Origin of the sequence: Roseovarius albus (genome assembly GCF_900172335.1) — a bacterium.
Lineage (GTDB): Bacteria > Pseudomonadota > Alphaproteobacteria > Rhodobacterales > Rhodobacteraceae > Roseovarius > Roseovarius albus.
Genome location: NZ_FWFX01000013.1, coordinates 13,837 through 34,372, shown reverse-complemented (window position 1 = coordinate 34,372; position 20,536 = coordinate 13,837). Strand labels below are relative to the sequence as shown.

Genomic DNA, 20,536 nt, shown 5'->3' with positions numbered 1-20,536 from the left:
TGTCCTTTGATGAGCTGTGGTTTAAAGTCCTGCCAGCAGTTCTTTGAGTGTTTCTTCCCGTGCGGCCCACATCTCGATGACTTCATCGCGGGTCATGATGTGCATCGGGGATCCGCCTGCATCCATTTTTTTAGAAACTTTGCCGTTTTTGAACATTTCTGGAACTGTTGCGGCCAAGGTATCGATCACTTCTGGTGGCGTCCCTTTGGGCACCATGATGCCGCGAAAATTCACGCTGGCATTGTCGATATCGTAGCCTTGCTCTTTCAGGGTTGGGACATCCGGCAAGAATGCGTTACGCTCAAGATCGAACACGCCAAGAATTTTAACATTCCCTGCCTCTTGTGCGCGAAAGGCATCAGACAGATTATTCACCCCGCCCATGACTTCACCGGCGATCACAGCCTTCATTGCTGCGGCACCACCACCTTTGGTGGGGATATAAGCCATTTTCACACCTGCTGCTTTTTCAAGCTGCAACGCTGCAATGTGGTGCCCCACGAACAGACCCGCACCAGAAAAAGTAAGCTTACCAGGGTTCTCATTGGCGAAGGCCACAACATCATCCATAGAATTCATCGGGCTGTCTGTCGCCACTACGAAAACGGCGGGGTCGGCACCCCAATTCGCAATGGGCTCAAAACTGTCGGTGGAGTATTCGACGCCGCCTTTTATTGATTGCGCAATGAAATGCGGAACGTTGTAAGCTCCAAGGGTGTAACCGTCAGCCTCAGCTTGTGTCGCAAACCAGTTCCAGCCGACACGGCCACCTGCACCAGGTTTGTTGATGATGGCTATGGGCATGCCAAGAGCATCCTCGTTCCCGGCTGTCATTGTCACAATTCGCGCTTGGAAGTCTGTCGCGCCACCAGCGCCATAACTGACCATCATCATGACAGGGCGTTCAGGATAATCGTCTGCGAAAACCGCACCGCCAGCCAATGTTGTGAGAGCTAAAGTTGCTCCTAAGATTAGTTTCTTCATTTTTTCCTCCCTAGGATTGTTGGCCAGTTGCGTTCTCCGCAACTTGTTTAGAAAAAGACCTCACGTGGTGTGTAGACTTTCAACAGTTTGGCAAAGAGGCCGTACATAACGACCAAATAGCAGGCTGTAATGATGATGCGTTTGATCCAGGTTTTGAGCTCGCGATGAGGTGCCGGATCGTAAATTGCAAGCAGGATGAAAAAGACGATCGCACCTGCCGTGTAAAACCCCAGTGCTTTGGCAAGCCAGAACACATAAATCAAAGCGATGATCAAACCCGGAAAAAGATTGATGACATCTATCCTGCCAAGCCCGTGTCCGACTTTGGTCCATCCCATAAGCGCCTTGGCAAATGTCCATAGCGCAAGAACGACGAAGACAGTAGATATCAGCCTTGGGAACAAGAAAGCTTCTGCGGGTTGTTGCGTATAGCTAACCCAAGCAACCCAGCATCCAACTGCCGCAATAACACCAGATGCGACAATGTGCTGTACGCGGGGCAAAGAAGGTACCGTCATCCCATGATCTCCTCTTTTGACGTGTAGCGGCGAGATTTGATTTCCATCCATGACGAATAAATAATCGATGCGACCACCGCTCCGATGAGCGCAATGTTCAAAGCGCCACTCAAGAAATACGCACCAAGCCCGTCAGTGGCCCCTGCAATCATGCTGCCTTGGATGAAATTCGCTTCGGCAATCGGGCCAAGGATCAAGCCCAATACAAGTGGGGCTGCGGAAAACCCAAATCGCTCCAGGAAATACATCATCACACCTAGTGCAGCCATGACATAGACATCGCCCATTGATGACTGGACTGAATAGCTGCCAAAGACTGCCAGGCCCAAAACCACGGCGGCCATCACACTCTGCGGAACCTGCGCAACCCGTGCCGCCAGCCCAGCAACATAAAGGCCAAAAATACACATCAAAATTTGCCCGATCAGCATTGAGTTGATGAAGGTCCAAGCGACGTCTGGATGATTGTCAAAAAGATCAGTACCCGGAAAAATTCCATGTATCAGTAAGCCGCCAAGTAAGACGGCGGCGGTTGGAGAGCCGGGAATTGACAACGTCAACAACGGCACAAGGCTGGGACCGACCATGGCGTTGTTTGCTGCTTCTGCGGCAATGACGCCTTCAGGGTGCCCCTTGCCAAATTGATCCCGGTTTGGGCTGAATTTTTTGGTTTGGTCATAGGCAACAAGACCCGCGATCTGTCCACCGACCCCGGGAATAAGTCCAATGACTGATCCTGTTATAGTTCCGATAGAAAGGGCGCGTGGTTGTCGAGCGACTTCGCGCACGGCGTCGATCACTGAATGTTTTTCAACGGCGATCACTTCGGCACCTTTGTCGCTGCGCCCTTTTGCAAACATGGTCAGAACTTGAGGGATCGCGAACAGGCCAATCAAAGCGGCGATAATGTTGATTCCACCTCCAAGCGCAGGATGAAAGATAAAGCGCTGGGCACCCATGATGTCGTCAAATCCAATCGTGGCAAGCCAAAGGCCGATACAACCGGATAAAAGCCCTTTTACCACAGATGAAGAATCCAAAGATCCAATCACCGTAACGCCGAGTATCGCCAACCAAAACAGATGACTTGGGCCAAAAGCGAGGGCCCACTTAGACAAAACTGGGGTCAAGAAAATCAACAAAAGAACCCCGATCACCCCGCCCACAGCTGACGCCAGAAAGCTTAGCTGAAGCGCCTTTGCCCCTTTGCCTTGTTTGGCCATCGTATGGCCATCCAAAGTTGTTGCGATATTCGCTGGCGCGCCCGGAATTTTAAGCAAAATGGCGCTGACAGCCCCCCCCGCAACCGTCGAGGTATAGGCAGCTCCCAGCAATATCAAACCTTGGACGGGTTGCAGATGAAACGTGAATGGGATCAGTAGGGCGACTGCCATTGTGGGAGAAAGCCCCGGTGTTGCCCCCAATATTAAACCACCAACCGTGCCCAAGATTAAGAGCCCAAAGGACACAGGGGCAAAGACATCTCCGAAGTAATAAAGAAATTCCAAGTTCTCATCCCGCCAAAAGCTTTTGATTGACAGAAAAGGTTACGTCATGAAAATAGTATTGCAAACGTTTTCATGAAATTTGGAAAAGCGCATCCTAAATGACTGTAATTAATAATAATAAACCAGATATTGTGGATGTAGCAAAGGCTGCAAGAGTTTCTATTTCAACCGTTTCGAGAAGCTTTAATCACCCGGACTTGGTGAACCCAACGACTCGAAGGAGGGTCGAACGTGCCGTCAAAAAACTGGGGTACATTCGTAACCGTGCCGCTCAAGTGATGCACGGCAAGAGAAGTGGAACAATTGGTCTGGTGGTACCAACAATTGATAACGCAATTTTTGCTGAACTTATTCAATCGTTCACGACCGAGCTCGACGCTCGTGGCTTCACAATGTTGATAGCGTCACACGGATTCGATCTTAACCGTGAGTACGCAATGCTACGCAAGCTGCTTGAGCATCGGGTCGACGGATTGGCCGTGATTGGCCTTGAGCATTCAGATGCAACACATCATCTGATCGAACAACAAGGTATACCGATTGTTGCGATTTGGAACTATAGCGAGACCACAAAAATGTCATGCGTAGGTGTGGAAAACGCCGAAGCCGGTCGCTTGGCAGCCCGTCACCTTCTATCGCTTGGACATCGAAAAATTAGCCTCGTGTTCCCAAGCACGGCAGGGAATGATCGCGCTTATGATAGATTTCATGGTGCGCGAAATGAATTGCGAAGCAAAGATGTTGATGTCCCCGAAAACTGGATATTAGAGGCTCCATATAGTATCGCTGAGGCGAAGCGCGCCTGCTTATCGTTGTTAAAAGCAGACAACATTCCCACAGGTATTTTGTGTGGCAATGACATCATCGCTCAAGGTGCACTGTATGCCGCCCAGAAACTATCTATAGATGTTCCCGCAGATCTTTCGGTTATGGGAATTGGCGATTTTAAAGGTTCTGGTGAAATTGAACCTTCTCTTTCGACCATTCGGATTCCTGCCAAAAACATTGGCTCGCTAGCCGCTAAACACATTACGGATAAAATAGCTGATAAGCACGCCGATCTGGTTAAAGAGAAGTGTGAATTGCGTATAATTGAAAGAAATTCGACGGCACTCCAACACAATAAATGTGTAAGAGGCCTATAATAATTGTTCGCTGTAGAATTAGTAGTTTTGCGAGAGTCCGGTTGATTTAGTTGGGGGGCATTCGTTGTGACGAATAGGAGACCTGCCAAAATTCTCACTAAACCTTCAAATGAAAACCTGTCTCCACATCTAGCGTAATTGCTATCTCTCGAATCCGGACACGTAAATCCAAAATTCCATACGAAACTGTTGAACCAAAACCAATTGAGTAAACATTGTTCTGACACAACGTTTAAAGGCAAACGCAAGATTACAATGTGGGCAACTGTCTGATTTACAAAGGACCACAGCCATGATCACAAGAAGAACAGCATTATTAGGAACCGCGTTTCTTGCATCGGCACCAGCGCTGATAAAAACAGCAAATGCAGAAGAAATCATGGACACCTCGGATGCAAAGCCGGTTGATCTGTCTGCCTTGAAACGGGTCAAACACAAGCTGGTGAAGCCTCCGTTTGTACATCCACATGAGCAGATCGCAACCGGAGACCCGGTTATCCATGAATTTGAAATGAAGATCATCGAAAAAGAAATCCAGGTTGACGATGATGCCTATCTGCAGGCGATGACTTTTAACGGATCAGTTCCCGGCCCGCTGATGGTGGTTCATGAGGGCGACTATGTTGAGCTTACACTCTACAATCCGCCGGAAAACCTGATGCAGCACAATATCGACTTTCACTCAGCAACAGGTGCACTTGGTGGTGGGTCCTTGACGCTGGTGAACCCGGGCGAAAAAACTGTACTCCGGTTCAAGGCCACCCGACCCGGTACTTTTGTCTATCACTGTGCCCCCGGCGGACCGATGATCCCATGGCACGTGGTGTCAGGCATGTCCGGTGCTATTATGATCCTGCCTCGAGATGGCCTGAGCGATCACAACGGTAACCCGGTTTCCTATGATCAAGTGTTCTATATCGGCGAAAATGACTTCTATATCCCAAAAGATGCCGATGGAAATTACAAGCGTTACGAAGATGTCGGTGAAAGTTATCCCGAAACGCTGGAGGTCATGAACGGGCTGATACCAACCCATGTGACATTCAACGGCAAGGTAGGCGCCTTGACCGGTGATAATGCCCTAACGGCCAAGCAAGGTGAAAATGTCTTGTTTGTCCACAGTCAGGCCAACCGTGATAGTCGTCCTCACCTGATTGGGGGGCATGGAGATCTGGTTTGGGAAGCGGGTAAATTTAACAACATTCCAGAACGCGATCTTGAGACATGGTTTATTCGTGGTGGCTCAGCTGGTGCGGCGCTTTATGAATTTTTGCAGCCCGGGGTCTATGCCTATGTAAACCACAACCTAATCGAAGCGGTGAATCTGGGCGCTACTGCGCACGTTATAGTCGAAGGTGAATGGAATAACGATCTTATGGCGCAGGTTGTTGCACCTACCGAATACGATGTGATGCACGAAGGTCGTACTGCTCTGCCTTAATGGCAAGTTTACGGTTCAACATTTAACTGGGGCGCGCAACTGCGGCCCCCCTTTTTGTTCAAAACAAGAGGGTTTCCCATGGCGCGACCGGTTCTTACAGTTGCTGACATTGGCGGGTTTTCCGTCCTCGCAGTATATCTTTTGGGTTTCTCAAATGGGGCAGAACCCCTAGCAGATGAGTTACTAGAGTTAAGAGCGTTGCCCGCAGGTGTGATTGAGTATCAGCTCGCCGGTGAGTTTCGCAACGGCAGGCGTGTTGTTTCAGCCCCTAAACGTACCATTAACATTCCCGGAAACCTAGAGATTATGCGATACCCTGTTACGCAAGCTGCTTACTCCAAATGTGTTTCTGAAGGTGGTTGTGTTGAGAGCGCTTCCTCAGGTTCAGAAACTCTGCCGCAAACGTTGGTAAACTATCGCGACGCATTGGATTTTGCTGCGTGGCAATCTGAGAGGACAGCACAAAACTGGCGTTTGCCAACAGGCCCTGAATGGGCTTATGCCGCCGCTGAGCGGTATGAGGACGAATTCGTGTCAGATGGGCCTGAATACGATGATCCGGCGCAACGGTGGATTGATGCTTACCGCGCAAATATTCAGAATCGAGACAGTGCGGACCCTACATTGAAGCCATTGGGCACCTACGGTGAAAACGCTTTTGGAATCGCGTATTTGGGGGGCAACACATGGGAATGGACCACGACCTGTTTCAAAAAAGGTGAGGTGAATGTGAATGGAGAGTTAGTCCAGCAAAGCGAAGATTACTGCGGTGTGCGCCTGGCACAAGGAGTGCATCGGGCATTTATTATCGACTTTGTTCGCGACGCCAGTGTTGGCGGCTGCGCCGTTGGTTTGCCTCCCGATCATCTGGTCATACGACTAATTCGTGAAAATTAATCGACCCTTGGCATAACCAACCAAGGCCATATACGAATGCAGATTATTCCAAAGCCTCCGACCCAAAGGATTGCTGAGATCTGTATACCGGACAGGCCAAAGATCCACATGCCCGGCAACATGGCCCGCAAGATGGCCGCCAGCAGGATTACTGCAAACGCCAAGCTAAGTGTTGCCCCTGCCGCCAAAGGTCGCGCCGTATGCCCCATACTGGCCCGAAGCATTACGGCAGTGGTCATGCCACCAATCGCACCCATTCCCAGCACATGAAGTCCGGCGGCGGCGCTCATGCCATTCCAGATCAATGCCAGAGCCAGAAATGCAAAACCAACAGGGATGCACAAATAGGACAAGTGCAACATCAACAATATGGCAGAGCGCCACGCACGGCCACCTTGCCACCGCTGCAACCTGATAACATGGATGATGGCAGCGACGGACAACGCAATGGCGGTGATTGTCGGCGGCGCTTTAGAAACCCACATAACCAAGGAGAGTACAGCAATCCCCAGCGATAAGGCATCATATCGATTAAATTGAGTTGGCAAGCATGTTACGCCCTGTTTTACTAGCCAATTCCTCGTGAAACTTGGGATGATGCGCCCACCGATCAGCATGATCAGAAGGATCAAAACTGCCATTCCTGCACGGCGGCTATAATCAGCGGCCCCCGATATCATTGCCTCCTGATGAAAAGCCACATTCGCGCACAGAAACAGGCAAACCAACGCCACGACGGTCAAGTTGCGCCAGTTATGAGAGACAAGCAATTGATGGGCGGCAACAAGACATAACACGGCGAGAAAACTGTTATCGATAACCAAGACCCAAGAAATGGGTAGTGGGATTGCACCAAGTACTGCAATTCGCCCTGCAATCCACAAAGCCACCAAAAATGCTAAAAATCTGTCCCTAATTTGAGCCCGGCCAGTCCAATTCGGAATTGCCGTCAACAAAAAGCCCGCGATGACAGCTGAGCTAAACCCAAACAACATTTCGTGGATGTGCCAATCAGTCGGTTTAAATGGGCTGTTCAGTGTCCATAATCCCGACCAGATCATCATCCATAAGACGACCGCAACAATAGAAAACCCCGTTGCAAGCAGAAAAAAGGGCCTGAAGCCCGAGTCGAAAAAGATAAAGTGACGTGTTTCTTTCATCAGAGGCAACCTGAACACAGTTGTTGGCGGCCCCGTGTTGAAACCGCCCAAGGTACGCGATTTTCGAGGGGCTACTGAACGCTACCAAACAAAGGTTCAAAACGTTTCTTCGCTTTCCCCTTTTGTTTTACAGCACTTGCCTCTTCCAAATTGACTGCGCCGCCAACCTGGATCAGGGCAACCATTCCCAAGGCATAGTGCGGTGTGCATTTGACGCCATACAAACCCTCGGCATCAACCTGCAGATCATAATCTGCACCCAGCTTGCTTTTGAATTTCTCAACCCCCTCCGGTAGCATGCCTTTGATGGATTCCACGTTGTGCCCTTTGTCTGTGGAAATGAAACGGATGACGTCGCCGGGTTGCGCCGCAATGTAAGCGGGTTCAAAAACCATCGAACCCTCGGCCCCTTTGTTGAGCATCTTCACTTCGATGGTTTCGGCAAACGCGTTGCCACCAATACAAATTGCCGCGGCAATCGCTAAAGATTTCGCAAACATCACAGTTTCCTTTCCGAGGTTGGATGTGTTTGAATTGGCAGCAATCTGAAGGATTTGAGTCTGGCACTCTTTGTGCCAAGACAAACTGCGAGGCGGAAAGTGAACAAACTCGACGAAAGTCTTTTGGACAGTCTTCCACTGTTCAATCAATTGGAACATGCGCAGATTCGAGACATTCTTAATCTTGCTACGACCTGCCGTTTCGAACCCGGTGTAACGGTTTTCGAAGAAGACCAGGTCGCCGAGTATTTTTACTTGCTGCTTGACGGGTACATCAGGGTCATCCGCCTGACGCCAGAGGGTGAGCAGATCATCACGCTGCATATTCCCAGCGGGCATTTGTTCGGCATTGCAGCGGCTCTTGGACACAGTAAGTATCCAGCAACATCTGTTGCGGCGGCAGAATGCCTCTGCTTGCGTTGGCCGATGCAACACTTGACCGGGTTCTTGGAAACCTATGCCGGATTTTCAGAAGGCGTTTATAAAACGGTTGGAAAGCGCGTGGCCGATATGAACAATCGTATTTTGGAACTGGCAACCCAACAGGTCGAACAGCGAGTTGCGAATGCTTTGCTACGGCTGATCAATCAGACCGGACGTCAAACTGACGAAGGCATTGAAATCGACTTCCCAATCACCCGGCAGGATATTTCGGAAATGACGGGCAGCACCTTGCACACCATCAGCCGATTGCTCAGCGCGTGGGAGCGCGAAGGCACAATCAAAAGCGCACGCAAAAAGATTGTTGTCACGGATCCACATAAATTGGTTTTGCACAGCAGCTAATGCGCTCTGATCGCTTGGAGAAGATCCTCGCGAAACTCCGGTTCCGGCACGTTATGCTCTGAACAAGCATCCTGAATAGTGTGATATGGCGAAATCGCACATCCCACACATAGCATGTTGTATTTTATGAAGACCGGAATGGTTTGTGGCCATATCTCCATGATGTCGCATAGCAACATAGTTGGATCATCAATTTCGGCGGCCTGTTCCACAATCAGATCCTTTCCGTGATCCAATCCTAGATCAATTTTCGCCGCCTTCTTTGTGCTGGCACAACTTCCCAGTGTCCCGGATGCGCTATTTCTGAAGACAATGAAATTTCAAGAGGGCGCGGGAAATGTCTGAATTCCTCACCAAATCGCGTGCGCGCAATATTTTCTACGGAGGATCGCTATTCTTCGTGGTGATATTCGTCGTGCTGACGATTCAAAGCCACCGATATGTCGTCACGACATCAACCGCTGGCATGCCGCTAACCGAAGAAGTTGCCTTGGGTAAACATGTCTGGGAGCGGCACAGCTGCATCAACTGCCACACATTACACGGAGAAGGCGCCTATTTCGCACCAGAGGTGGGCAATGTGATGACCCGTTGGGGCGTACTTGACGACCCGGAAGCAGCCTTTGAAGTGCTCAAAGGATGGATGGAAGCCCAGCCAAGTGGCGTCGAGGGTCGCCGCCAAATGCCGCGTTTTGAAATCACTGACAAAGAAATGCGGGCCCTGTCCGAATTCCTGCGTTGGGCCGATCAAACTGACACCCAGGGCTGGCCGCCCAATGATGCCGGATAAGGAGGGATTCCTATGAAATACGCTTCTCAAAAAGTGGCCTACGCCTATTTTCTTTGTGCGATGGCCTTATTTGGTATTCAGGTTGCCGGCGGTTTGCTGGCGGGCTGGATTTACGTCTCGCCAAATTTCCTGTCGGAATTACTGCCCTTCAACATCATACGCATGATCCACACCAACGCCTTGATTGTCTGGCTCTTGCTGGGTTTTTTTGGCGCCGCCTATTTCCTGATTCCCGAGGAAAGCGAGCGCGAGATCTATTCGGTCAAACTGGCTTATATTCAGTTAATCCTGCTGATGGTGGGAACGTTGGGCGCGGTTGGCAGCTACCTTGTCGGCATCCACGGCGGGCGCGAATTCCTTGAACAACCGCTTTGGGTGAAATTCGGCATCCTCGTTGCCGCCCTGATCTTTCTGTTCAACATTTCAATGACAGTTTTGGCTGGGCGAAAAACAGCGATCACCAATGTCTTGCTGATGGGGCTTTGGCTACTCAGCCTGCTGTGGGTCTTTGCCTTCATCAACCCGGATAACTTGTCGCTGGATAAAATGTACTGGTGGTTTGTCGTGCACCTTTGGGTCGAGGCCACATGGGAGTTGGTTATGGCATCGATCCTGGCCTTCTTGCTATTGAAGTTGACCGGTGTAGACCGTGAAGTGGTCGAAAAATGGCTCTATGTGATTGTCGCCACCGCATTATTTTCCGGCATTCTTGGCACTGGGCACCATTTCTACTGGATTGGCTTGCCGGGCTACTGGCAGTGGGTTGGTTCGATCTTCTCAACCTTCGAGGTGATCCCCTTCTTCCTGATGATGAGCTTTGCCTTTGTCATGGTCTGGAAGGGTCGCCGTAACCACCCAAACAAGGCCGCATTATTGTGGTCGCTTGGGTCATCCACCGTCGCATTCTTCGGCGCGGGTGTCTGGGGCTTCCTGCACACATTGCACGGGGTGAACTTCTATAGTCACGGCACCCAGATCACTGCCGCACACGGCCACTTGTCGTTCTACGGGGCTTATGTCGCGCTGAATCTTGCGATGTTCTCTTATGCGTTCCCAATGTTGCGGGGCCGCGCGCCGTACAATCAGGTGCTGAATATGGCGTCATTCTGGTTGATGACGGGCGGCATGGCGTTCATGACCTTTGTTCTGACCTTCGCGGGCACCATCCAGACTCACCTGCAACGCGTCGTTGGGGATTACTACATGGATGTGCAGGATGCCCTGACCTTGTTCTACGTCATGCGGTTTGGCGCAGGCTTTGCGGTGGTTCTTGGCGCGCTGGTATTCATTTACGCAATGCTGGTTGTCCGCAAGTCAGAGGTGATCACTCCCGGTGACGCCACACAGGTTGCAGGTGAATGACCATGAATATGCCTGCCAGAGACCTGCACGTGCCGTTCTATCAACCAACAGGTGACGAATGCACCTTGTTTGAAACGGCACAAAATAGCGGCTTGCCCCTCCTTTTGAAGGGGCCAACCGGTTGCGGAAAAACCCGCTATATCGAACACATGGCGGCTCGCACTGGACGCAAACTTTATACTGTGGCGTGCCATGATGATCTTTCTGCGGCTGATCTGATAGGGCGCTATCTGCTGCGCGGCGGAGAAACCGATTGGGTTGATGGCCCGCTGACCCGGGCAGTGCGCGAAGGGGCGATTTGCTACCTCGATGAGGTGGTCGAGGCCCGTAAAGATGTTACGGTTGTTTTGCACCCGCTGACTGATAACCGCCGAACACTGATGATTGACCGCACTGGCGAAGAACTGCAGGCCCCCTCCGGTTTCATGTTGGTGGCCAGCTACAACCCCGGCTACCAAAACGTCCTGAAACGCATGAAACCCTCGACCCGTCAGCGGTTTTTGTCGATCACATTCGGCTTTCCCGACCCGACAACGGAAATCGCTGTCATCGCGCAGGAAACCGGCCTTGATGATACGCGAGTCACTTCGCTGGTGCGGCTTGCAGGGCATATTCGCAATCTGTCAGGTATGGACTTAGAGGAAGGTGTTTCAACCCGCCTGCTGATCTATGCGGCGATGTTGATGAAAACCGGCATGAATGTTAACCGCGCGCTCGAGGCCGCTATTATTGAACCATTGACTGATGACGATGACATCAAAACGGCCCTGCGTGATCTGATCACCGTGGTCTACGGTTAAGACAATGGCACTGCGTCCCCTTGATCTGATGGAGCCCGAGGAAACGGTTGGGAATATCTGGCACGGCCTTGTGTCAGAGCCCGATTGTACGCTGGCTTATCCAGAAGCGATGTCTACCCTAAGCAGTATGAGCACCAGTTTGCTATTCCTGTTTCGCGCTTTGGGTGGATCGGGAGCAGTCGAAATTGCGCCAGCCCCAGCCACCCGATCACAACATCGGATCGGGGCGCGCCGAAAACTGGGCAACGCTGATCTCCGTCAGTATCAAGCTAGTTTTGACAGTGAGAAGCTTTTGTTACCCCCTGACATCGCCATTTTTCCTGACGCAGACTTGAACCGCGCGACCTATCTGTGGCTGGCGGCCTCAGCGGCATTGAGTGACCCGCGAGAAATCCCGGAAGATCCACTCTTAGCGGATTGGACGCAAGTGCAGATCAATTCAAAGGCGGCTGAATCGGTCTATGCTCGCTGTCCGGGGCTTCGACACAGCTATGAAAAAATGCGTATCGCAACGTTCAATGCGCGCCCGGATGTAAAGCGCCCCGCGCCTGAGGCGGATTTGGAAGCCGCAATCTGCGATGTATTGGCTGGACTACCCTTCACAGCAGCGGCACCCAATGTCGCATCAAACAAGTACCATTCGTTTGCACCGGTGCCGTTTTGGCTGTCATTCCAAAGCCCCGGCTCTGGCGGTCTGGCTGACGCAAACCCAGAAGAGATCACCAACCAACCTCCTGCGGCAAGCACCACAACCAGAAAACTTGGTTTACGCAAAGACGCATCCGAAGCAATGCGCAAAGACAGTTTCATCATTCACCGATTTGAAGCGATCCTCAGCTGGGTTGAAAGCATGAACCTCAATCGCAGTGTGGACGATGACGACGACGAGAACGCGAAAAAGGCAGCAGACGATCAGGATAACATCACCCTGTCGCGCCTTGATCGCCGGGCTGCGACGCGCCTTCGCTTGCACCTTGACCTTTCCCCTGCGGATGCCGACCACGAACGGTTGGCTGGCGAATATACCTATCCAGAATGGAACCATCGCAGCCGCAGCTATATGCCCAACCATTGTCGCGTGCTTGATGCTGAGGTCGTACCAGACCCCGACAATGCACTGGTGCCTAACGAGCGTCGTATGCGCGAGGTTCGGCGCCAATTTGCAACCCTGCACCCTAGACGCATCCTGCGCCCGCGCCAATTGGACGGGACAGAGCTTGATCTTGATGCGGTGATTGCCGCGCAGATCGACTTGCAAGCCACTGGGCAAAGTAGCGACCGGATCTACCAAAGCCTGCGCCAGATTGATCGTGATCTGTCGGTGGCCATCTTGCTGGACACTTCAAGATCTACCGAGGCGGCAGTTGGCGACACCAGTGTGATTGACGTGGCGCGGGATGCGCTTGCCGCCTTATCCGGGGGCATTGATGCGGCTGGCGACCGGTTGGGTATTTGGGGGTTTTCGTCGTTGCGCCGGGACCGGGTGTTTCTCAGTCGGTGCAAGGCGTTTGAGACGCCGCTTTCTCCAGAAGTACAGGGTCGGATCTGCAGCCTGCAGCCAGGGCACTATACGCGGCTGGGTGCTGCTATCCGATATGTCAGCGCGCAGCTTCAGGAGGAACCCTCCAGTCGTAAGCTTCTGTTGGTTCTGACCGACGGAAAACCTAACGACCTTGACCATTATGAGGGTCAGCACGGTATTGAAGACAGCCACATGGCCGTGCGTGAGGCCCGCAACATTGGCCAGATTGTGCACGGCATCATTGTGGATGAAGACGGGCAAGACTGGTTCGCCCGCATTTTTGGGCGTGGTGGTTTTACTCTGCTCCCCCAGCCCGAGCGCCTGCTTCGCGCACTTCCAGATATTTATCGATCTCTCACACAGGAGACCTAATCATGCGCTACACCGTACTAACCGCTTTTCTGCTCACACCACTCTTTGCAAATGCAGAAGCCTATGAACGCCCCGTCCCTCAATCCCAATCTGCAACAGCTGAGTTTTGGTTCATGATCGCATCGTTCGCACTGATTATCGCATTGTGGGGTGTGCAAAAACTGGTGTCTCGCAGATGAGCGACGCAGGTTGGAGCACACGAAAAATCACTGCGGTGCTCTATCCGTTTGGAGCAGGTGCAATGGCGCTCAACGTCTACTTCTCCTCGCTCATTTTATCTTGGCTTGGCCTCCCTGCCATCACGCCGGTGACGGCGATATTTATAGCCCTGCCACTTGGGTTGCCGGCAACATGGCTATTTGCGCTCCATATCAAGCGATTGATTAAATCATCGCAGACGGATTCATGATGTCAAAATTTATGTCCTCATTTGGTTAGATCAGAGCGGCCATTGGATCGGAGATGGTGAACGACATCAAAAATCCGCATTGCTGACCTTCGCGGTATCGTTTCTGAATGTCTGTTCTTCAGGTCTTTTTCGTCATTCAGGCCTATGCTGATAGTGACTGATATCGGCAACGAGCCCGAAGCAGACAAACCTCGATTCCATGAGTCTGATAGCTAAATCCAATTACCGCTGTGGGTAATTTCACCCCAATAAACAAGTTTACGAACAGCGAAAGGATTTTCTATGGACACAATCAGTGACATCTATCGCAACTACGCCTTGGCTTGGGAAACGGGCAATGCAGATTTGTAGCTTTCAATCTGGGAGGAGGGAGGCACTCAAATGCCTCCCGGGTTTTCTTCGCGGACAAAAGACGACTTGCGCAAAATCATGCCTCCACGGTTTGTGCCCAACATGGTGTCATCTTTCCATAAAAGACTAACGTGTTGCGGCGATCCGTTGAAACCACCGCCGATAACTGTGATTCAAAAGGGCCACTAGAAATGGCTGTTGTCAGCCACAAAGCGGATATAACCAATCGGCACTTCCGATTAGATCAAACTTTCTTGGCAACCTTTTTGAGACATGTCAATTGCGTGTTAAAGGAGCATAAGTGGAGTACTACAAAGCGTTTTACTCTAGCTCGCTGAGTTTGCTCATATCTCGCAAAAACCTTCTCTATGAGGTTCGATAGATGCCATACTGTCTTTGGATAGACACGTTTGTTTTAATCCTCGCCTCTTCTGGCAACTAGGAAGTAGAACCATGCGTAAAAAAGGCCCTACTGAGATATTGGCTCTAGTCACGCCACACTTCAATTTGGCGGCGACGATGGCGTTTCTGGATCCATTTCGAGCGGCGAATTACCTTGCGGGCCGACAGCTGTTTTGTTGGGCATTGGTAAGCGAACAGGGTGGGCTGTGCCGTGCGAGCAACGGTGTGGAAATCGGTGTCGAGGCGCTTAGGGCGCACCAGGAGGAGACTCCGGATATCGTTCTGGTGTCCAGCAGTTGGACGCCGGATGCCTTTGCGAGCGATACGCTGTTGTCAGCAATCCGTCGTTACTTCCGCACCGGCAGCTATGTCGGTGGCATTGATACAGGCGCCTTTGTGCTTGCCGCAGCGGGTATTTTGGACGGGCGGCGCGCCACAGCGCACTACGAACATATTGACGGGTTTGGTGAAAAGTATCCGCAGATTGAGGTCTGCGAGGATCTGTTTGTGAATGATGGCACTATTGGCACCTGCTGCGGGGGCATTGCCGCTAGTGACTATGCCTTAACACTTCTGCGTGAAATCGTCGGGGATGCACTGGCAAATGACTGCGCGAAATACATTTTCCATAGCCGCGTGCGCGGGCAGGGGGCGCATCAAACCGATGCACGGTTTGAACCTTTGGGAAACACCGCGCCATCAAAGGTGCGTCGCGCGATCGAGATGATGGAGCAAAATCTCGAAACGCCGCTTAGCATTCCTGAGCTTTGCAATTTCATCGGCGTGTCGCAACGCCATCTTGATCGGTTGTTCAAGGGCTATGTAAAAACCAGCCCGCGATTGTACTATCGTGACATCCGGTTGGACCGGGCGAGGGGTTTGGTCACGCAAACCGAACTGCCGATTTCTGAGGTTGCTTTGGCCTGCGGCTTTCCCAATCATGTTTACTTTAGCCGCGCCTATAAAAGGCGCTTTGGCGTACCCCCCAATCAGGACAGAATCGATGGGCGGGTTCCGTTTGAATTTCGTGCTTGGCCAATGTACCGACCGATGAAATCGAAGCAGGATGGCGAATAGGGTTCATATTTGGGCGAATAGAGTGCCTGAAATCATGTAGAAATTCGCTGATCATACCTTTGTGACCCACAGGCAGGCAAAGGAGAGTTCAGCGTGACTGACCTACCAACCCAAGCTCAGTTTTCTCGGATCAGTGATGGCTATTCAGCTGATGCAGGAAATTCGCAATCATTGAAGGCGGATGCCTATACGCAAGCTGAATGGTTCGGGGCCGATCAGCGCGAGATCCTCGCCAAATCCTGGCAATGGGTTTGCCATCTCGAAAAGTTGCGAGAATCTGGGTCCTTTGTCACCGTTGAGATCGCCGGGCAGCCGATCGCCGTTGTGCGCGATCGCGAGGGGGGGCTGCGCGCATTCTACAACGTCTGCAAGCACCGCGCGCATGAGTTGCTGAAGGGGGAAGGCAACACCACCCGCATTATGTGCCCCTATCACGCATGGGTGTACAAGCTGGACGGGCAATTGGTGCGTGCGCCGGAAACCGAGCATCTGGAAAACTTCAACACCAAGGAGATCTGTCTTGATCAGGTGCAGGTCGAGGAGTTTGCGGGATTCATCTACGTCAATCTTGATCCAACCGCACAGTCGCTGAAAGAGCAATCCGGCAATCTGGAAACCGAAATCCGCCACTGGGCGCCGGATATTGACCAGCTGACTTTCGGTCATCGTCTGACCTATGACATCAAGTCGAATTGGAAGAATGTCGTCGATAATTTTCTTGAATGCTACCACTGCCCGACCGCGCATAAGGACTTCTGCGATCTCGTCGATATGGACACTTATAAGGTTACCACGCATGGGATTTACTCCAGCCACATGGCGGATGCGGGCCAGTCGACCAACTCGGCCTATGACGTGTCAAACGCAACCGTGAAAACCCATGCCGTTTGGTGGTTGTGGCCGACCACTTGCCTCATGCGCTATCCGGGTCGGTCCAGCATGATCGTGCTGAACATCATCCCAATTGGACCGGACCGGTCGCTGGAGACCTATGATTTCTTCCTTGAAACACCTGAGCCAAATGAAGGCGAATTGGACGCGATCCGCTATCTGGACGAGGTTCTACAGGTCGAAGACATCGGCCTTGTCGAAAGCGTTCAGCGTGGGATGAGCACACCAGCGTTTACGCAAGGGCGGATTGTGAATGATCCATCCGGGTCAGGCAAATCCGAACACGCAGTGCACCATTTTCACGGGCTGGTGCTGGACGCCTATGCGCGAGGTGCCACATGACGCAGCCAAATATCGTTGTGATCATGGCCGACCAACTGGCACCCCATTGGACCGGGGCTTATGGTCATGAGATTGCAAAAACCCCCAACATTGATGCACTGGCCGCCCGCGGTATGCGGTTTGATGCGGCATACTGCAATTCGCCGCTTTGTGCGCCGTCACGTTTTGCCTTTATGTCGGGGCAATTGATCAGCCGGATCGCGGCCTACGATAATGCCAGCGAATTTCGCGCCTCTGTACCGACATTCGCGCATTATCTTAAGGCGCTTGGATATCGCACCTGTCTGTCCGGCAAAATGCATTTTGTCGGCCCCGATCAAAAGCATGGTTTTCAAGATCGTGTGACCACCGACATTTACCCTTCTGATTTTGCCTGGACACCCGATTGGGAAGCCCCGGACGAGCGGATCGATAAGTGGTACCACAATATGGAAACGGTCAAGGAAAGCGGTGTTGCCGTTGCCACCTTCCAGACCGATTATGATGACGAGGTCGGTTTTGCTGCGCGTCGATGGCTTATTGATCGCGGACGCGAACGCGCCGCTGGTGACAACACTCCGTTTTGCATGGTGGCCAGTTTCATCCATCCCCATGACCCTTATGTTGCCAAACCGGAATGGTGGGATCTTTACGCGGATGAAGATATCGACATGCCCACTTATGTCCCCGAGCTTGAGGATCACGATCCATTCTCGCGCCGTTTGATGGATGGAATCGAAGCCAGCGTTGTACCCTTGACCGAAGAAGAAGTGCGCCGTGCCCGCCGCGCCTATTTGGCCAATGTTAGTTATTTCGATAGCAAGGTCGGCGAAGTTGTTAAAGCCATCGAAGACATCGGTGAAAGCGACAACACTATCATTGTCGTGACCGCCGACCATGGCGACATGCTGGGTGAACGTGGCCTGTGGTACAAGATGAACTTCTTTGAACACTCTGCCCGCGTGCCGTTGATTATGACCGGTGCCGGGGTGGCAAAGGGTGTGGCCTCAAATGCTTGTTCCTTGCTCGATCTTTTGCCGACCTTTGTCGATATCGCGGGGGGCGACGATTCAATCATTGGCGAACCGCTTGACGGCCGCTCGCTCTTGCCGCTTGCGCGCGGAGAGACGGACCCGACAGATGAGGCCATCGGGGAGTATTGCGCAGAAATGACGCCATATCCGGTCTTCATGATCCGGCGTGGGCCACTGAAGTACATCCACTGTGATCCCGATCCACCGCAGCTCTATGACTTGGTCAAAGATCCGTTGGAAAAGCAAAACGTCGCCGCTGATCCGGCCTATCATAATGCGGCGGCAGCCTTTGCTGCCGAGGTGGCCGAGCGGTGGGACAGTGAGAAACTTCGCGACAACATTATCGGCACGCAAAAATCCCGCCGCGCCCTGCACGCCGCGATGGAGGCTGGAGCCGGAGAGCATTGGGACTACAACCCACCCGCTGATGCGTCGCAACAGTATGTGCGCAACCACATGGATTGGACTGTCGCTGCTGAACATTATCGTTTGAACCCAAGGAACACCAATGACACGAATTCTTGAAGGTAAAACCGCGCTGGTGACTGGCGGTCGCGGGGGTATTGGCCGTGCAATTGTCAGCCGATTTCTGCGCGAAGGAGCAACGGTATATGCCGCGGATCTGACCCCGCAAGGATCATTGGCTGCACATGACGATGATGGCAGTGTCTTTATAAAGCTGGATGTGACCCAAGAGGGAGACGCCATCGCTGCAATGGACCAGGTATTGGCCGATCAGGGCAAGCTGGACATTCTGGTGAATGCCGCTGGGATCGAGATCGAAAAAACCATCGAAGACACCACGTTGGAGGAGTGGAACAAGTCCTTTGCAGTGAACTGCACCGGCACGTTTTTGACATCAAAATATGCACTGCCCCTGATGCGTGCGTCGGCACAATCCGGCAACAGCGCGTCGATCATCAACTTTGGCTCATATGATGGCTTCATCGCGGATCCCGGTCTGGCTGCCTATTGCGCGACCAAGGGGGCGGTGCACGCACTGACGCGCGCAATGGCCTGTGATCATGGTCCCGAAGGTATTCGTGTGAACGCGATCTGTCCTGGCTACATCGACACACCGATGCTGCAAAGCTTCTTCAATGGAGATGGCTCCGGTGGGGGTGGCGGCGATATTGAATCGCTGCAGCAGGCCGTGCGTGATGTGCACCCGATGCGCACCTATGGCACGCCGGATGACATCGCCAACTTGGTCAATTGGCTGGCGTCAGACGAGGCGCGCTATGCCTCGGGCCAGCTCTGGGTGCTTGATGGGGGGCTTTCGGCCCAAGTGCAACAGATGAAGATCTGAGGGTGCGATCATGACCAAGCAAAAATCCGTTATCATCACCTGTGCACCGACAGGTGGCATTCATACGCCCACAATGTCGGAACACCTTCCGATCACTCCAAGCGAAATCGCCACAGCTTCAATCGAGGCTGCCGAGGCGGGGGCATCAATTATTCACCTGCACGCCCGTGACCCGGAAACCGGCAAGCCCGATGCGAATCCTGACTTGTTCATGGAATTTCTGCCGCGAATTAAACAAGCCACCGACGCAGTGATGAATGTCTCAACCGGTGGGGGGCTGGGCATGTCGCGCGAGGAACGCCTGCGTGCGGCGGTCAAAGCCTCGCCCGAGATGGCGAGCATGAACATCGGGTCGATGAATTTCGGCATTTTCCCGATGAAGGACAAGTATTCAAATTGGAAACACGCGTGGGAGCCGGAATTTCTGGACATGACCCGCGATTTCATCTTCCGCAATACCTTTGCGGATATTGAATATTGCTTGAAAGAGCTGGGCGAAGGGCATGGTACAAGATTTGAGTTTGAATGCTATGACCTTGGCCATCTTTATAACCTGGCCTGGATCCGCGATCAGGGCTGGATCAAGGGACCGATCTTTGTGCAGATGGTGTTTGGAATTTTAGGCGGCGTTGGCGCCGATCTGGATAATTTGATGCATATGCACACCATCGCCAACAAGCTGTTTGGGGATGACTATGAGTGGTCGGTTCTGGCCGCCGGTCGCCACCAAATGCCGTTCACGACACAAAGCGCGTTGTTGGGTGGCAATGTACGGGTCGGGATGGAGGACAGCCTTTACATTGGCCCGGGTGAAAAGGCCGTGTCCAGCGCCCAGCAGGTCAGTAAAATCCGCGGCATCATCGAAAATCTCGGCCTTTCGGTTGCCACCCCGGCTGAGGCGCGCGCGCGTCTTGGTTTGAAGGGTGGCGATCAGGTCGCGTTCTGAGGGAGGATCTC

Annotated in this window: 21 protein-coding genes; 15 read left to right on the top strand and 6 right to left on the bottom strand. The window is 52.3% G+C overall.

The window, feature by feature from the left end; genetic code table 11:
• Window positions 1-21 precede the first annotated feature (21 nt).
• Genes ROA7450_RS16920 through ROA7450_RS16910 form a run of 3 tightly spaced genes read right to left on the bottom strand, consistent with a single transcriptional unit; the run spans window position 22 to window position 3,010 of the window.
• Window positions 22-984, bottom strand: a complete 963-nt coding sequence (locus tag ROA7450_RS16920; protein WP_085807134.1) for a Bug family tripartite tricarboxylate transporter substrate binding protein — start codon at window positions 982-984, stop codon at window positions 22-24.
• A gap of 47 nt (window positions 985-1,031) precedes the next feature.
• A complete protein-coding gene (locus ROA7450_RS16915) occupies window positions 1,032-1,502 on the bottom strand; it encodes a tripartite tricarboxylate transporter TctB family protein (protein WP_085807133.1) in 471 nt (156 codons plus the stop codon).
• Window positions 1,499-3,010 (bottom strand): tripartite tricarboxylate transporter permease, encoded by a 1,512-nt coding sequence (locus ROA7450_RS16910; RefSeq protein WP_085807132.1) that lies wholly within the window; start codon window positions 3,008-3,010, stop codon window positions 1,499-1,501. The genes ROA7450_RS16915 and ROA7450_RS16910 overlap by 4 nt, the downstream gene beginning before the upstream one ends.
• Before the next feature lie 98 nt (window positions 3,011-3,108).
• Between ROA7450_RS16910 and ROA7450_RS16905 the strand changes: the two genes are divergently transcribed.
• The 3 genes from ROA7450_RS16905 to ROA7450_RS16895 all read left to right on the top strand — a co-directional run bounded on the left by ROA7450_RS16905 (window position 3,109) and on the right by ROA7450_RS16895 (window position 6,493).
• Complete coding sequence (locus ROA7450_RS16905; protein ID WP_085807131.1) at window positions 3,109-4,155, top strand: LacI family DNA-binding transcriptional regulator; 1,047 nt, start codon at window positions 3,109-3,111, stop codon at window positions 4,153-4,155.
• Window positions 4,156-4,447: 292 nt separating this feature from the next.
• Window positions 4,448-5,596 carry a copper-containing nitrite reductase gene (gene nirK, locus ROA7450_RS16900; protein WP_085807130.1) on the top strand — a complete coding sequence of 383 codons (1,149 nt, stop codon included), beginning with the start codon at window positions 4,448-4,450 and terminating at the stop codon, window positions 5,594-5,596.
• 78 nt (window positions 5,597-5,674) lie between these two features.
• Entirely contained in the window at window positions 5,675-6,493 is an 819-nt protein-coding gene (locus ROA7450_RS16895; protein ID WP_085807129.1) for an SUMF1/EgtB/PvdO family nonheme iron enzyme, read from the top strand.
• On the opposite strand, the gene ROA7450_RS16890 is transcribed toward ROA7450_RS16895, so the two are convergent.
• Together ROA7450_RS16890 and ROA7450_RS16885 are read right to left on the bottom strand one after the other, a co-directional pair.
• Entirely contained in the window at window positions 6,490-7,653 is a 1,164-nt protein-coding gene (locus ROA7450_RS16890) for an NnrS family protein (RefSeq protein ID WP_085807128.1), read from the bottom strand. The genes ROA7450_RS16895 and ROA7450_RS16890 overlap by 4 nt on opposite strands.
• A 71-nt stretch (window positions 7,654-7,724) precedes the next feature.
• A complete protein-coding gene (locus ROA7450_RS16885) occupies window positions 7,725-8,153 on the bottom strand; it encodes a pseudoazurin (RefSeq protein WP_085807127.1) in 429 nt (142 codons plus the stop codon).
• 99 nt (window positions 8,154-8,252) lie between these two features.
• Here ROA7450_RS16885 and ROA7450_RS16880 point away from each other — a divergent pair, with 99 nt between their 5' ends.
• Complete coding sequence (locus tag ROA7450_RS16880; protein ID WP_085807126.1) at window positions 8,253-8,939, top strand: Crp/Fnr family transcriptional regulator; 687 nt, start codon at window positions 8,253-8,255, stop codon at window positions 8,937-8,939.
• Here the strand turns inward: ROA7450_RS16880 and ROA7450_RS16875 are convergent.
• Window positions 8,936-9,118, bottom strand: a complete 183-nt coding sequence (locus tag ROA7450_RS16875; RefSeq protein ID WP_085807204.1) for a DUF1858 domain-containing protein — start codon at window positions 9,116-9,118, stop codon at window positions 8,936-8,938. The two genes, ROA7450_RS16880 and ROA7450_RS16875, sit on opposite strands and share 4 nt — an antisense overlap.
• 158 nt (window positions 9,119-9,276) lie before the next feature.
• Between ROA7450_RS16875 and ROA7450_RS16870 the strand changes: the two genes are divergently transcribed.
• The 11 genes from ROA7450_RS16870 (at window position 9,277) to kce (ending at window position 20,525) form a co-directional block, all read left to right on the top strand.
• Complete coding sequence (locus tag ROA7450_RS16870) at window positions 9,277-9,729, top strand: c-type cytochrome (protein WP_085807125.1); 453 nt, start codon at window positions 9,277-9,279, stop codon at window positions 9,727-9,729.
• A 12-nt stretch (window positions 9,730-9,741) separates the two neighbouring features.
• On the top strand, window positions 9,742-11,091 hold the full coding sequence (locus tag ROA7450_RS16865; protein WP_085807124.1) for a cbb3-type cytochrome c oxidase subunit I: 1,350 nt from the start codon (window positions 9,742-9,744) through the stop codon (window positions 11,089-11,091).
• A complete protein-coding gene (locus ROA7450_RS16860) occupies window positions 11,088-11,891 on the top strand; it encodes a CbbQ/NirQ/NorQ/GpvN family protein (RefSeq protein ID WP_200812978.1) in 804 nt (267 codons plus the stop codon). Before ROA7450_RS16865 ends, ROA7450_RS16860 begins: the two co-directional genes overlap by 4 nt.
• Before the next feature lie 4 nt (window positions 11,892-11,895).
• Window positions 11,896-13,785 carry a nitric oxide reductase activation protein NorD gene (locus ROA7450_RS16855; protein WP_085807122.1) on the top strand — a complete coding sequence of 630 codons (1,890 nt, stop codon included), beginning with the start codon at window positions 11,896-11,898 and terminating at the stop codon, window positions 13,783-13,785.
• Between the two features lie 2 nt (window positions 13,786-13,787).
• Window positions 13,788-13,964: a hypothetical protein gene (locus ROA7450_RS21205; protein ID WP_200812977.1), complete on the top strand. Its 177-nt coding sequence runs from the start codon at window positions 13,788-13,790 to the stop codon at window positions 13,962-13,964.
• Window positions 13,961-14,194, top strand: a complete 234-nt coding sequence (locus tag ROA7450_RS16850) for an NnrT protein (protein WP_085807121.1) — start codon at window positions 13,961-13,963, stop codon at window positions 14,192-14,194. Before ROA7450_RS21205 ends, ROA7450_RS16850 begins: the two co-directional genes overlap by 4 nt.
• An 804-nt stretch (window positions 14,195-14,998) precedes the next feature.
• Window positions 14,999-16,024, top strand: a complete 1,026-nt coding sequence (locus ROA7450_RS16845) for a GlxA family transcriptional regulator (RefSeq protein WP_085807120.1) — start codon at window positions 14,999-15,001, stop codon at window positions 16,022-16,024.
• Window positions 16,025-16,117: 93 nt separating this feature from the next.
• The gene (locus tag ROA7450_RS16840; RefSeq protein WP_085807119.1) at window positions 16,118-17,257 is read left to right on the top strand and encodes an aromatic ring-hydroxylating oxygenase subunit alpha; all 1,140 of its coding nucleotides are present in this window, start codon (window positions 16,118-16,120) and stop codon (window positions 17,255-17,257) included.
• A complete protein-coding gene (gene betC / locus ROA7450_RS16835) occupies window positions 17,254-18,795 on the top strand; it encodes a choline-sulfatase (protein WP_085807118.1) in 1,542 nt (513 codons plus the stop codon). The genes ROA7450_RS16840 and betC overlap by 4 nt, the downstream gene beginning before the upstream one ends.
• Complete coding sequence (locus ROA7450_RS16830; protein ID WP_085807117.1) at window positions 18,779-19,579, top strand: SDR family NAD(P)-dependent oxidoreductase; 801 nt, start codon at window positions 18,779-18,781, stop codon at window positions 19,577-19,579. Before betC ends, ROA7450_RS16830 begins: the two co-directional genes overlap by 17 nt.
• Window positions 19,580-19,589: 10 nt before the next feature.
• Window positions 19,590-20,525 carry a 3,5-dioxohexanoate:acetyl-CoA acetone transferase gene (kce, locus tag ROA7450_RS16825; protein ID WP_085807116.1) on the top strand — a complete coding sequence of 312 codons (936 nt, stop codon included), beginning with the start codon at window positions 19,590-19,592 and terminating at the stop codon, window positions 20,523-20,525.
• Window positions 20,526-20,536: the final 11 nt, after the last annotated feature.

Excerpts from the sequence above, each read along its gene's own strand:
- ROA7450_RS16845 (WP_085807120.1), top strand. The coding sequence starts at position 14,999 with ATGCGTAAAAAAGGCCCTACTGAGATATTGGCTCTAGTCACGCCACAC.
- ROA7450_RS16855 (WP_085807122.1), top strand. The coding sequence starts at position 11,896 with ATGGCACTGCGTCCCCTTGATCTGATGGAGCCCGAGGAAACGGTTGGG.
- ROA7450_RS21205 (WP_200812977.1), top strand. The coding sequence starts at position 13,788 with ATGCGCTACACCGTACTAACCGCTTTTCTGCTCACACCACTCTTTGCA.
- ROA7450_RS16850 (WP_085807121.1), top strand. The coding sequence starts at position 13,961 with ATGAGCGACGCAGGTTGGAGCACACGAAAAATCACTGCGGTGCTCTAT.
- ROA7450_RS16870 (WP_085807125.1), top strand. The coding sequence starts at position 9,277 with ATGTCTGAATTCCTCACCAAATCGCGTGCGCGCAATATTTTCTACGGA.
- ROA7450_RS16875 (WP_085807204.1), bottom strand. The coding sequence starts at position 9,118 with ATGTTGCTATGCGACATCATGGAGATATGGCCACAAACCATTCCGGTC.
- nirK (WP_085807130.1), top strand. The coding sequence starts at position 4,448 with ATGATCACAAGAAGAACAGCATTATTAGGAACCGCGTTTCTTGCATCG.
- ROA7450_RS16830 (WP_085807117.1), top strand. The coding sequence starts at position 18,779 with ATGACACGAATTCTTGAAGGTAAAACCGCGCTGGTGACTGGCGGTCGC.
- kce (WP_085807116.1), top strand. The coding sequence starts at position 19,590 with ATGACCAAGCAAAAATCCGTTATCATCACCTGTGCACCGACAGGTGGC.
- ROA7450_RS16885 (WP_085807127.1), bottom strand. The coding sequence starts at position 8,153 with ATGTTTGCGAAATCTTTAGCGATTGCCGCGGCAATTTGTATTGGTGGC.
- ROA7450_RS16920 (WP_085807134.1), bottom strand. The coding sequence starts at position 984 with ATGAAGAAACTAATCTTAGGAGCAACTTTAGCTCTCACAACATTGGCT.
- ROA7450_RS16860 (WP_200812978.1), top strand. The coding sequence starts at position 11,088 with ATGACCATGAATATGCCTGCCAGAGACCTGCACGTGCCGTTCTATCAA.
- betC (WP_085807118.1), top strand. The coding sequence starts at position 17,254 with ATGACGCAGCCAAATATCGTTGTGATCATGGCCGACCAACTGGCACCC.
- ROA7450_RS16865 (WP_085807124.1), top strand. The coding sequence starts at position 9,742 with ATGAAATACGCTTCTCAAAAAGTGGCCTACGCCTATTTTCTTTGTGCG.
- ROA7450_RS16890 (WP_085807128.1), bottom strand. The coding sequence starts at position 7,653 with ATGAAAGAAACACGTCACTTTATCTTTTTCGACTCGGGCTTCAGGCCC.
- ROA7450_RS16905 (WP_085807131.1), top strand. The coding sequence starts at position 3,109 with ATGACTGTAATTAATAATAATAAACCAGATATTGTGGATGTAGCAAAG.
- ROA7450_RS16915 (WP_085807133.1), bottom strand. The coding sequence starts at position 1,502 with ATGACGGTACCTTCTTTGCCCCGCGTACAGCACATTGTCGCATCTGGT.
- ROA7450_RS16895 (WP_085807129.1), top strand. The coding sequence starts at position 5,675 with ATGGCGCGACCGGTTCTTACAGTTGCTGACATTGGCGGGTTTTCCGTC.